This window comes from Glutamicibacter sp. AOP12-B1-11, from assembly GCF_052379245.1.
In the GTDB taxonomy this organism is placed as follows: domain Bacteria; phylum Actinomycetota; class Actinomycetes; order Actinomycetales; family Micrococcaceae; genus Glutamicibacter.
Genome location: NZ_JBQSYL010000028.1, coordinates 1 through 12,301, shown reverse-complemented (window position 1 = coordinate 12,301; position 12,301 = coordinate 1). Strand labels below are relative to the sequence as shown.

General features: G+C 60.1%; 11 protein-coding genes. 9 read left to right on the top strand and 2 right to left on the bottom strand.

Translation table 11 applies throughout. The features are described from left to right. Positions 1-237 precede the first annotated feature (237 nt). The gene (locus tag ACT3UQ_RS15545) at positions 238-672 is read left to right on the top strand and encodes a hypothetical protein (RefSeq protein ID WP_141393620.1); all 435 of its coding nucleotides are present in this window, start codon (positions 238-240) and stop codon (positions 670-672) included. A 96-nt stretch (positions 673-768) separates the two neighbouring features. On the opposite strand, the gene ACT3UQ_RS15540 is transcribed toward ACT3UQ_RS15545, so the two are convergent. Continuing rightward, entirely contained in the window at positions 769-2,991 is a 2,223-nt protein-coding gene (locus ACT3UQ_RS15540) for an NADP-dependent isocitrate dehydrogenase (protein WP_444637480.1), read from the bottom strand. 206 nt (positions 2,992-3,197) lie between these two features. Further along, positions 3,198-3,809, bottom strand: coding sequence for a TetR/AcrR family transcriptional regulator (locus ACT3UQ_RS15535; RefSeq protein WP_096289066.1), 612 nt, complete (start codon positions 3,807-3,809; stop codon positions 3,198-3,200). A 150-nt stretch (positions 3,810-3,959) separates the two neighbouring features. Between ACT3UQ_RS15535 and ACT3UQ_RS15530 the strand changes: the two genes are divergently transcribed. From ACT3UQ_RS15530 to ACT3UQ_RS15495, 8 genes are all read left to right on the top strand, one after another. Then, positions 3,960-5,417, top strand: coding sequence for an MDR family MFS transporter (locus tag ACT3UQ_RS15530; protein ID WP_255248536.1), 1,458 nt, complete (start codon positions 3,960-3,962; stop codon positions 5,415-5,417). A gap of 203 nt (positions 5,418-5,620) precedes the next feature. Then, on the top strand, positions 5,621-6,379 hold the full coding sequence (locus ACT3UQ_RS15525) for a LamB/YcsF family protein (protein ID WP_096289068.1): 759 nt from the start codon (positions 5,621-5,623) through the stop codon (positions 6,377-6,379). Further along, entirely contained in the window at positions 6,376-7,986 is a 1,611-nt protein-coding gene (locus ACT3UQ_RS15520; protein WP_444637479.1) for a carboxyltransferase domain-containing protein, read from the top strand. The genes ACT3UQ_RS15525 and ACT3UQ_RS15520 overlap by 4 nt, the downstream gene beginning before the upstream one ends. After that, complete coding sequence (locus ACT3UQ_RS15515) at positions 7,983-9,719, top strand: acetyl/propionyl/methylcrotonyl-CoA carboxylase subunit alpha (RefSeq protein WP_444637478.1); 1,737 nt, start codon at positions 7,983-7,985, stop codon at positions 9,717-9,719. Before ACT3UQ_RS15520 ends, ACT3UQ_RS15515 begins: the two co-directional genes overlap by 4 nt. A gap of 40 nt (positions 9,720-9,759) precedes the next feature. Further along, positions 9,760-10,446, top strand: a complete 687-nt coding sequence (locus ACT3UQ_RS15510) for a GntR family transcriptional regulator (protein ID WP_444619555.1) — start codon at positions 9,760-9,762, stop codon at positions 10,444-10,446. A gap of 7 nt (positions 10,447-10,453) precedes the next feature. Next, complete coding sequence (locus tag ACT3UQ_RS15505) at positions 10,454-10,897, top strand: HD domain-containing protein (protein ID WP_105570049.1); 444 nt, start codon at positions 10,454-10,456, stop codon at positions 10,895-10,897. A gap of 178 nt (positions 10,898-11,075) precedes the next feature. After that, positions 11,076-11,621: a Clp protease N-terminal domain-containing protein gene (locus ACT3UQ_RS15500; protein WP_444637477.1), complete on the top strand. Its 546-nt coding sequence runs from the start codon at positions 11,076-11,078 to the stop codon at positions 11,619-11,621. Between the two features lie 128 nt (positions 11,622-11,749). Beyond that, the coding region (locus ACT3UQ_RS15495) for an adenosine deaminase family protein (protein WP_444637476.1) at positions 11,750-12,301 on the top strand (552 nt) is incomplete at its 3' end.

Sequence of the window (12,301 nt, the reverse complement as noted above, 5' to 3'; positions counted from 1 at the left end):
GTGGTGTGCCACAGCGTCGGCCAACACCTTGGAGGAAGCGTTCACTCGCCATGTGCCAGCGGGCAATCAACCCGTGCGCTCGGAGGCACAGACCATTACTTTCTTGGACAACGTATGTTCGCCGCTCAATCGGTCGGACACCGTCGGAGCTCTCTACCGTAGTTTTACTTTTAGTGGCTAGGCTAATAAGCGGCCCCTCGTGGGCTTGCTCCGAAACCAACTCAGCGAGGAATGAAATTGAAGCTAAGACCTCTCGCAGTCGTGGCTGCGGCATTTGCCGTGGCGACGCAGCTGGCTGCTTGCGATGCCACAGGTGACATACGGCCAGCTGGATCGAACGACGATGCCCCGCCGTCCTTGCAGGGCCATGAGATCGCCGTATTATCTACGGTTGTTCAGAACAATAATCAAGAAATTTCCATCGGCCGCGCTATCGCCGGCGGTCGCTATTCGATTGCGGTCCGGTGCAACGGTCAGGACCAAGCAACACACATCCCCTGGGCTGGCGGCACCGAGAACAATCGAGGCCAGCTGGAGATTCTTTGCTCGCCAGAGAGCCCGGTCAGGTACGCAGAGATCGAGCTTCCTGACTACGCCGAGGCCGTCTCATTCCAGCTTCAGCAGCTGCGCGCCAGCGAAGTGACCATCTCGATTGCCGCGGTCGAAGGCTGATCCTGGAAACTCTATGCACGAGTTCAGATACTTCAGGTTAAAACCGTGGGCACCAACTCTTTCGAGTTGGTGCCCACGGTTTTTGGCCGGCTAGGACTACTTGGTCAGCAGTTCCAGCGTCTTGTTCAGGGTGGCGCTTGGACGCATTACGGTTGAGGTCTTGGCCTCGTCCGGACGGTAGTAACCAGCGATATCCACTGCCTTGCCCTGGACCTCGGCAAGCTCGGAAACGATTGCTTCCTCATTCTCGCCCAGTGCCTTGGCAACTGCGGAGAAGGCCTCAGCAAGCTGAGCGTCCTTGTCCTGCTTGGCCAGTTCTTCTGCCCAGAACTTAGCCAGGTAGAAGTGGCTGCCACGGTTGTCCAGCTGGCCAACCTTGCGCTTTGGCGACTTGTCTTCCAACAGGAAGGTGCCGGTCGCGGCATCAAGGGTGTCAGCCAGCACCTGAGCGCGGGCGTTGTCATTGGTGGTGGCCAGGTGCTCGAAGGAAGCGGCCAGGGCCAGGAACTCGCCGAGCGAATCCCAACGCAGGTGGTTTTCGTTCACCAGCTGCTGGACGTGCTTTGGAGCCGAACCACCGGCACCGGTCTCGAACAGCCCGCCGCCGGCAAGCAGCGGAACGATCGAGAGCATCTTTGCCGAGGTGCCCAGTTCCAGAATTGGGAACAGGTCGGTCAGGTAGTCGCGAAGCACGTTGCCGGTCACCGAAATGGTGTCCTCGCCACGGCGGATACGTTCGATGGTGTACTTGGTGGCCGCAATCGGATCCAGGATCTCGAGGGTCAGGCCGGCGGTATCCAGATCCTTGAGGTACTCGTTGACCTTGGTGATCAGCACCGCGTCGTGCGCGCGCTTTTCATCCAGCCAGAATACGGCCGGGGTGGCCGAGGCGCGGGCACGGTTCACGGCAAGCTTGACCCAGTCGCGGATGGCAACGTCCTTGGTCTGGCAGGCACGCCAGATGTCACCGGCGAAGACCTGGTGCTCGATGAGGACCGCGTCGTTCTCGTCCAGGATCTGGACGTGGCCGTTGGCCGCCAGTTCGAAGGTCTTGTCGTGGGAGCCGTACTCTTCGGCCTTCTGAGCCATCAGGCCAACGTTTGGCACGGTGCCCATGGTGGTTGGGTCAAAGGCGCCGTTTGCACGGCAATCCTCGATCACGGTCTGGAAGACGCCCGAGTAGGAGGAGTCTGGCAGGACTGCCAAAGTCTCGGCTTCCTTGCCATCTGGGCCCCACATCTTGCCGCCGAGGCGGATCATTGCTGGCATCGAAGCATCAACGATCACATCCGAAGGGACATGCAGGTTGGTGATGCCCTTGTCGGAATCGACCATGGCAACCGCTGGGCCCTCTTCAAGTCCCTTGGCGATCAGCTTCTCCACACCGGCGCGCACGTCGTCGGAGAGCTCGTCCAGTCCGGCGATGATGGCCGCCAGGCCGTTGTTCGGGTTCAGGCCGGCTGCTGCCAGCTCGTCGCCGTAGGTCTCGAAGAGTTCGGCGAAGTACGCCTTGACGACGTGGCCGAAGATGATTGGGTCCGAAACCTTCATCATGGTGGCTTTCAGGTGTGCCGAGAAGAGCACTCCTTCTTCCTTGGCGCGGGCCACTGCGTTCTTCAGGAATTCGGACAGTGCCGCCACGTGCAGGACGGTGCCGTCGATGACTTCGCCTTCGAGGACCTTGAATGGCTTCTTCAGAACCTTGACTTCTCCGTCTTCGCCCACGAAGCGGATGGAGATGCTCTTGTCCTTGTCGATGACGACGGACTTCTCGTTCGAGGCGAAGTCATCGGCGGCCATGGTGGCGACATTGGTCTTCGAGTCGGCTGCCCAGGCACCCATGGAGTGCGGGTACTTGCGTGCGTAGTTCTTCACGCTCAACGGCGCGCGGCGGTCCGAGTTGCCTTCGCGCAGCACAGGGTTCACTGCCGAGCCCTTGAGCTTGTCGTAGCGTGCGCGGACGTCGGTGTCTTCATCCGAGGATGGGTTTTCCGGGTAATCCGGAAGCGCGTAGCCGGCTGCCTGGAGCTCGGCGATGGCGACCTTCAGCTGCGGGATGGAAGCCGAGATGTTCGGCAGCTTGATGATGTTTGCCTCTGGGGTCTTGGCCAAATCGCCAAGCTCTGCCAGGGCATCGGAGATGCGCTGTTCCTCGGCGAGGTAGTCCGGGAAGGTGGCGATGATGCGTCCTGCCAGCGAAATGTCGCGGGTCTCAAGTTCAACACCGGCGGTCGACGCGAAGGCCTCCACGATCGGCAGGAACGAGTGGGTTGCCAGCATCGGGGCTTCGTCGGTGTGGGTGTAAATAATCTTGGCCATAGGTGTGGCGTCTCCCTGAACGTCGTGCGGAAGCGGGCTAACCGCCCTAAACTCAACGTTCCAAACTTACCTGATTTTGGCCTGCACCACACTTTTGGGTGCCCAGATTTCCCCGGGCAGCACAGCGTTTAGCCCCGAAATGCCGGGATGAATGGCGGTAGAGCAGTTCGTCACATTTAAGTTAATGCGCAATAACTCAAAGCGGGCTATGGCGTCTTTTCGGCGCTCGGAGCGGGCAATGAAGCGATTTGCGCCAGACCCAGTACCGCCTTCTCAAAAAGTTCAGCAGGCTTTGAATCAATTCCCGCCCGTTCTTCATGGGCGAAACATTGCCACGCAACGCGCCAGGTAGTCGCCAGCATTTCGGCAAGCAGCAGGGCTTGGATCGAATCCAGCAGCTCGCGGTCAATCAACGATTGGCTCAGCGCTACGACCAGTTCCTGCTCACGCCGCGTGGCGATCATGAGCAGCTTCGGATCCTGCAGCATGAGCCTTGAGATCCTGCGGAATTCATGGTGCCTGACTTCAACGCTGAAGTGCCCGCGGCACACTTCGAGCAGTGCGTGAAAAATTTCTGCGGCGGAGCTTCCCGGGGTCATTTCGGCGGCGACGAGCGCGTTGATCAGTTCTCGCTGGCCCGGAACTATAGCGGATTCCTTGGAATCGAAATAGCGGAAGAAGGTGCGGTCCGAGATCCCTACGCGTTCGGAGATCCGCGCCACCGTGATGGCCTCTAGCCCCAAGCTTTCGACAAGGTCGAGGGTCGCGGCCTGAATCTCCCGTTTGGTCGCGGCTTTGCGTTCGTCACGAATTCCCATTGCGCTCCCCCTGTCATTCTGCGTGCATTTATCGTCCCATGACCGCACGGCGAAAACTTATTTCCTGTCACAGTCTGCCAGTTCTTCTTACGAAATTCTGTCACTCTGTGACAGAATTTGAAAGTTGACATCACCTAGAAAGAGGAATCCGTGACTTCCGAGCGCACCGAAATCAAGGCCGAGTCCGCCCCTCCGCGGCCTGAGAAACCCGAACTGACCACGAAACAGCTCACCGGAATCATCGGCGCACTGGCACTTGCCGCCTTCCTGATGATCCTCAATGAGACCGTGCTGACCGTGGCGTTGCCCGGAATCATGTCCGACATGAATATTTCGGCGGCGGCCGGCCAATGGCTCACCACCGGATTCCTGCTCACCATGTCCGTGGTCATTCCCACCACCGGCTTCCTGCTGCAGCGTTTCAGCACCCGCTCGCTGTTCATCTTCGCGCTGTCCAGCTTCTTCATCGGCACGCTGCTCGCCATCTTCGCCCCGAGCTTTGCCGTCTTGCTTGCCGCCCGAATCATCCAGGCTATTGGTACCGCGATCGTTTTGCCGTTGCTGATGACCACCACCTTGACGCTGATTCCAATGCACAAGCGCGGCGCGGTGATGGGCCTGAACTCCATCGTGATCTCCGTCGGACCGGCAGTCGGCCCAACCGTATCCGGCGCGATCGTCCATGCTTGGGGATGGCACTACATCTTCGTCCTGATGGCCCCGCTATCGATGATCATCCTGGCCTTGGGCATCATCTTCCTCAAGCTTCCCTCGAATACGCGCAAACTTCCCGTTGACGTGATCTCCGTGATTCTTTCCGCGCTTGCATTCGGTCTGCTGGTTTACGGAATCTCCACCATCGACAAGGCCAGCGAAAACATGCTGCTCACCGTGGCAACCTTCGCCATCGGCTTGGTCTCCCTGGCCCTATTTATCAGGCGCCAGATTCGCTTGACCCGCGAGGGCAAGGAATTGCTGAACCTCACCCCGTTCACCTCGCGAACCTTCACCTTCGCGATTCTGATGATCATGATCGCCTTCGGCACCTTGCTCGGCTCGATCATGATGGTTCCGATCATCCTCGAATCCGGCAAGGGCATCAGCTCCCTGGCAATCGGCATGATGCTGCTGCCGGGCGGCCTGGCCCAGGCCATCGTTTCGCCCATCTTTGGTCGCATCTACGACAGGCACGGACCACGCCCGGTGCTGATCCCCGGTGCCATCATGCTCGCGCTGGGACAGTGGATGTACGTTTCGGTCACCACCGAGACCGAGCTATGGATGTTCATGCTCAGTCACAGCGTCTTCTCGATTGGCCTGGCACTGCTCATGACCGGCTTGATGTCTTCGGCCATGGCCTCGGTGAATCCACGCCTCTACGGCCACGGCTCGGCCATCTTCAACACCGGCCAGCAGCTCGGCGGTGCCATCGGCACCACCATCTTCATCACCGTGCTGACGGCGCTCTCAAACGCCAAGCTCCAAGAGGGCGCCGAGCTTGCCGAAGCCTTGTTTGCCGGCGCCCACGCTGCCTTCATCGTTGGTGCGTTGCTCGGCACGGCCGGCGTGGTGCTTTCCCTCTTCGTGACGGTTGAAAAGCGCGGCTAGCCACGATTGCCCGAAGCGCGGGCAAAATTGCGCGGGGTTCAGCAGCCAGTGGCTGCGGAACCCCGCGCTCTTTTAACGATTGCCTTCACTTCGGCCGCACCCCGCCCCGCACAGCAAATTTACGATCCAGTCAAAAGATTGTTGAACAATCTCTATTTTTGGTGCATGCTTAGATAAACGGCACAGCGAGACGGGGATCACAAATGACATGCATCGACCTGAATTCCGACGTAGGCGAATCCTTTGGCAATTGGGTTATGGGCGACGATGCGGCCATTTTCAGATCCGTCTCCTCGGCCAACGTAGCTTGCGGCTTCCATGCAGGGGACCCCACCGGCATTGCGCAGACCTGCCGCGCTGCAGTCTCCGCGGGCGTCACCATCGGTGCACATGTCGGATATCGCGATCTTGCCGGGTTCGGTCGTCGATTCCTCGACTGCTCCGCTACCGAACTCGCCGATGACGTGCTCTACCAGCTGGGCGCACTGCAGAGCTTGGCCCGAGCTGCGGGATCCAGCATCAAGTACGTCAAGCCGCACGGCGCCCTCTACAACACCATCGTGCACCATGAGGTCCACGCTCAAGCCGTCATCGACGCCATTAAAGCGTTCGGCGACGATCTTCCGGTGCTGCTCTTGCCCGGTTCGGTGGCACTGGCCAAGGCCGAGGCCGCCGGGCTGCGTCCGGTCGCCGAAGCCTTTGCAGACCGCAACTACACCCCCGAGGGCACCCTGGTCTCGCGCCGCGAGGCGAACGCCGTGCTCCACGACTCCGTGCTGGTCACCGAAAACATGATCCGCCTGGCCACCGAGGGGACCATCAAGGCGGTGGACGGTTCGATTATCCTGATGCCAGCCGAGTCGATCTGCGTGCACGGCGATACCGCAGGATCGGTCGCGATGGCGGCCGCGGTCCGCGCCGGACTTGAATCGGCCGGCGTGCAGATCAAGAGCTTCGCATGAGCATCACCGCGGTACACGCCGCCGGAAGCCACGATGTGCTCGTCGAATTGGATGATCTCGAATCCGTCCTTTCCCTCGACGCCCTGTTGCAGGCCCAACCGTTGCCTGGGCAACGCGACGTCCTAGCTGCCGCCGCGACGCTCATGGTGAAATTCGAAAACGTCGAACAGGCCCGGCAGGCCAGGCAGCTGTTGCCCAAGCTGACATTGAACACGGCAGCGGCAACTACGGGCAAACTTGTCACCATCGAGGTCTATTACGACGGTGCGGATCTGGAAACCGTCGGGGAGCTCACCGGCCTTGGGGCCCAGGGAGTTATCAACGCGCATACCGGCCAGCAGTGGCGTGCGGCGTTCGGCGGATTCGCGCCCGGTTTCGCCTATCTTCTGGGAGAAAACACCGACCTGCAGGTTCCCCGCCGCGAGAGCCCCCGTACCCAGGTGCCCACCGGTTCCGTGGCCCTCGCCGGTGAGTACTCGGCCGTTTACCCACGCCAGTCCCCCGGCGGATGGCAGCTGATCGGCCATACGAATGTCGCGCTGTGGGATCTGGGTCGAGAAAATCCGGCGCTCATCCGCCCGCAGGACCGTGTGCAGTTTATTGCCTCACGCCAAGCGCTGACCGTGAAAACGGCGGCCTCGGCCGCTACCGAAACCGAAGCTCCAACGGGTGCCGGATTGGCCATTCTCGATTCGGGTTTGCAGAGCCTGCTCCAGGACACCGGCCGGCAGGGCTTTGGCGGGCTCGGCGTACCGGCCAGCGGCGCCGCCGATCTCGCCTCCTTGCATCAGGCAAATCGGCTGGTTGGAAATACGGCCGATTCTGCCTGCATCGAAAACCTGACCGGTCGGATGAGCCTGCTCGCCCACGGCGACCAGGTCCTTGCGGTGTGCGGAGCCGAAGCAAGGCTGTGCATCACTCCGGCGGCCGGCGACGACCTCCGTGCCGAACGCGAGGTTTGCATGGACGCGCCCTTCGCCCTGCTGGACGGCGAGCGCCTGGATCTGGAGCCCACCGGGAACGGATTGCGCAGCTACCTTTCGATTCGAGGCAAGATCCAGCTGCCCCGAATTCTGGGTTCGCTGTCCACCGACACGCTCTCCGGGGTGGGTCCGGCTCCACTGATGGATGGAAGCTTCCTGCCGGTATCGCTGCCGGAGAACCTGCAAATCGTGGGACAGGGCGAACCGAGCACCCTGCCCCAGCCAGATGCCGAGGGCTGCTATGTTCTGCGCGTCCAGGCTGGCCCGCGCGATGACTGGTTCGGCCCCGCCGGACTGCCGAAACTACTGGACCAGCGCTGGCTGGTCACCAGCGAGTCCAACCGCATCGGCGTGCGGCTGGGTACGGAAGGGGACGCCAGCGCGCTTGAACGCGTTCGCTCCGGCGAGCTTTCCAGCGAAGGTGTCGCGCTCGGCTCCTTGCAGGTACCTCCCTCGGGATTGCCAGTGCTGTTCCTGGCCGATCACCCGGTCACCGGCGGTTACCCGGTGATCGCCACGGTCATCGCCGAGGATCTATCCGCCGCGGCACAGTTGCCGCCAGGCTCACAGCTTCGTTTTGAACTTTCCGAATCCACCCCAAGCACCGAAGGATCCCAGGCATGAAAAAGGTCTTGATCGCCAACCGCGGCGAAATCGCTGTTCGTATTGCCCGCGCCGCAGCCGACGCCAATTTGGTATCGGTTGCCGTCTATTCCGATCCCGATGCGGATGCCCTGCATGTGCGCCGGGCCGATGAAGCCTACGCGCTGGGTGGGACTTCGAGTGCCGAAACCTATCTGGATATTTCCAAGATCATCGCCGTTGCCAAACGCTCCGGGGCCGACGCGGTCCACCCGGGCTATGGGTTCCTTTCGGAGAACGCCGGCTTTGCCCGCGCAGTCATCGAGGCCGGGCTGATCTGGATCGGCCCAACCCCTGAAGCTATTGAGCTATTGGGCAATAAGGTGACGGCGCGCGAAATTGCGGTACGCGCCGGTGCCCCGCTGGTGCCCGGTACCGATGCACCAGCGGCCGACGCATCCGAGGTGCGCGCCTTCGCCGAGAAGCATGGCGTGCCGGTAGCCATCAAGGCGGCGTTCGGAGGCGGCGGACGCGGGTTGAAGGTTGCGCGCACCATGGAAGAAATCGAGGATGCCTTCGAATCGGCGGTCCGTGAAGCCACCGTCGCCTTCGGCCGCGGCGAGTGCTTTGTGGAGCGATTCCTGGACAAGCCGCGCCACGTCGAGGCACAGGTTCTCGCCGATACGCACGGCAATGTCATCGTGGTGGGTACTCGCGATTGCTCGTTGCAGCGCCGTCACCAGAAACTCGTCGAAGAAGCGCCAGCCCCATTCCTCTCGGATGAGCAGCGTGCCAAGATCCACGAGTCGGCCAAGGCCATATGCCGGGAGGCAGGCTACGTAGGCGCAGGAACCGTCGAATACCTGGTTGCGCCGGACGGACTCATCTCCTTCCTGGAAGTTAATACCCGTTTGCAGGTTGAGCATCCCGTTAGCGAGGAGACTGCCGGAGTGGACCTGGTCATCGAACAGTTCCGGATCGCCGAGGGCAAAGAACTGTCTTTGAAGGAAGATCCGCAGCCGGTAGGCCATGCCTTCGAATTCCGCATCAACGCCGAAGATCCGGCCCGTGGTTTCCTGCCCGGCCCGGGGACCGTGACCCGGTTCGAGGTCCCTACCGGCTCCGGAATTCGTGTCGATGCCGGGGTGCGCAGCACCTCGAATATTCCCGGGCAATATGATTCGCTGATGGCTAAGCTGATCGTGCATGGTGCGACTCGCGAGCAGGCTCTGCGCCGCGCCCAGGTGGCTCTGGCGGAGTTCACCATCGAGGGTGTTCCCACGGTTTTGCCCTTCCACCGGGCCGTCGCCAAGCATCCAGACTTCACCGCCGAGCAAGGCTTTAAGGTCTACACCACTTGGATCGAATCGGACTTCGCCGAGGAACTGGCAAATAGCGAGGAAATCGCCACCACGTCCGTCGGCGGTGAGCGTGAAGTGCTCACCATCGATCTAGACGGCAAGGCGATGGCGTTGGGCCTGCCTGCCGCGCTGGTGCACGCCATCCGCCACGGTGGTTCCGCCTCGGATGGGGCAGGCGGAGGCGAGGCTTCGGTGGTCGACGCCGACGCACTGCTGTCCCCCATGTCCGGAAATCTGGTCTCTTTCTCGGTCGAGGACGGAACCCCGGTGGCCAAAGGCCAGACGGTGGCAGTCTTGGAAGCAATGAAAATGGAATCACCGGTCATCGCGCATCGCGATGGAGTCTTCACCGCGGCATCGTTTAACCCGGGACAGGCAATTAATCGTGGTGAGTCATTGGGAAGCATCGCTTAGCCAATGCGGGATTCTGCGAAGCACTGGCTAGATTAGAGGAATGAGCGTGAACGAGATCTACACTTCGATTCCGCTGGGCAGCGGATCCACCCATGCGCATACCAGCACCTGGGTGGCCTCGACGTTGCGCCAAGAAATCGCCCAGGGGCGGCTGTTGCCAGGCTCTAAGCTGTCGGAGCAGGCGCTGGCCGACGCGCTGGGAGTCTCACGTAATACCCTCCGCGAGGGGTTCACGCTCTTGGACAGTGAATTGATCATCACGCGAATTCCAAACCGTGGAGTGTTCGTGTCTTCCCCGGGTGCCGCAGACATCCGTGAGATCTACGCGGTGCGTCGCACCATCGAACCCGCAGCGCTTGCGTGGGGGCCCGCTTTGGATGTCCCGGCACTGGCCCAGGCGATCGTCGAGGCGCGCGCCGCGGCCAAAGCGCAGGACGTTCCAGGCATGGCTGATGCCAATCAACGTTTTCATGAGTCCGTGGTGCGAGCCACCGGGAGCGTTCACTTGCTCGAACTCATGGGCCGAATTCTCGCCAAAATGCGCTTGGTCTTCCATTCGATGAGTGATGCCCCAGATTTCCATTCGCACTATGTGGAACGAAACGCTGCACTTGTTGAATTGCTGGCCTCCGGCCAACGGAACGAAGCAGCCCAAACCCTACTGGGCTACCTGGACACCGCGGAAGCCGAACTTCTCGACCATTACGAGTCATCTCAAAAGATCTAGGAGCGCTATGCCTGAGTCTTCTTTGCCTGCATTGGCCGAAACGATTGCACGTCGAGCCCACGAAGGGCAAAACGATAAGTCAGGCGCGGATTACATTACGCATCCTGCTCGCGTGGCGGCCAACGTTAGTGAACAAGGCGGTAGCGAAGAGGCCGTCGCAGTGGCCTGGCTACACGACGTCCTTGAAGATTGCGCGGTCACTTCCTCGGATCTTCTGTCTGCTGGGATCCCGCAGCGGGTCATCGATGCCATCGAATCGGTGACCAAACGTGAAGGGGAACAAATCGAAGATTATTGTGCCCGGGTCCGGGCAAACCCCATCGGACTCATGGTCAAGTACGCCGACCTCGCGGACAATACCTCCCCGGAACGCACTGCGCTGCTTGAGGACGCGGTACGAACCCGGTTGGCGGAAAAGTACGCGTACGTCCACTCATTGCTGGCGAGCTAAGTGCGTCTGCGCCTGGTCGTCCAGTCCTGAGGTATACCAGGTTATGGGACCGGCATAGCCGGTCGTAGATTAATGTCCGGGCTGTGCCGATGACTTGGTGTGCGGAAATCGCTAACCAAAAACTGTCCTCAATACGGTTGCAGAGGCCCCTAGCCGTGCTCGCGAATACGCTGTGTCGTTGAAAATCTGCACGGCATTTTCTCTTCACATGATCCGTGAAGCGCGTAGCATCGAAGTACTAGGTGGGAAGGACCGTGCCGACATGTTTGAGAAATTCACCGATCGAGCACGGCTTGTCGTTGTCTTGGCACAGCAAGAAGCCACTGCTCGAAACGACGACCATTTAGGCACGGAGCATTTCCTGCTCGCTCTGGTGCGAGAACCTGATGGTATTCCTGCCAAAACTTTTGAGGCCCTGAACATCTCCTACGAAAATGTGCGCGAGCAGGTCAACGCGTTGGCAGGCAACGAGAAGTCCGGAATTACTGGCGAGCTGCCGATCACCAAGCATGTAAAGAAGCTCTTAGGGCTATCGCTGCACGAGGCCAAAGAGCTAGGCCATGACTTGGTCGACACCGAGCATCTCTTATTGGGGCTGCTTCGCGGTAGCGAAGGCATCGCGTCCAAAGCCTTCAAAAGGTTGGGAACCACTCCCAACCGAATTCGCCAGGAACTCATTAGGCTCTGGTCTGGTAATTCTGGTGAATCTCAAACCGGCAGCTAAGCCGGTCCTTCCAGCACTTGGGTGATCGCCACCTCATCATGCCTTGGGCCCAGCGTTCTGTTTGGAGAGTATCGTTAGAAACGGCTAGCAGGTCAATTAGTACGTGGCCAGAGCAACTTGAGTGGAGTTTGTCCGCCACGGATACTGCATATTTTCCTTGCGCCGATGCTGCGACGGACCGAAGCAGCCATACTTTGGCTCATTTTCCGAAAGGACAAGACTTGAAACTGCCTGTAGCCGAACTACATATCCATTTGGAAGGTTCGTTAGAGCCCGAAACGATTTTTGCCCTTGCCGCCAAGAATCGGATCGCTCTGCCCTACCAGTCGGTGGAGGAGCTGCGGGAGCAGTACGATTTTAACAACCTTCAGTCCTTCCTTGATCTTTTCTACGCGAATATGGCCGTGCTGCGCACCAGCGAAGATTTCCATGAAATCACTCGCGCCTACCTGCAGCGAGCACACGATTCTGGTGTTCGTCACGTTGAACTGTTCTTTGATCCCCAAGCACATTTGGAACGCGGGCTGACACTGTCCGACGTGATTTCCGGAATCAGTGCTGGTCTTGATGAAGCCAAGCAGCGTTGGGGCATGACTCATAAGCTCATTGCCTGTTTCTGGCGACACGCCCCGGCAGCCTCTGCCATGGAAATCCTGCAGCTGATTGTTTCCGAAAAGCAT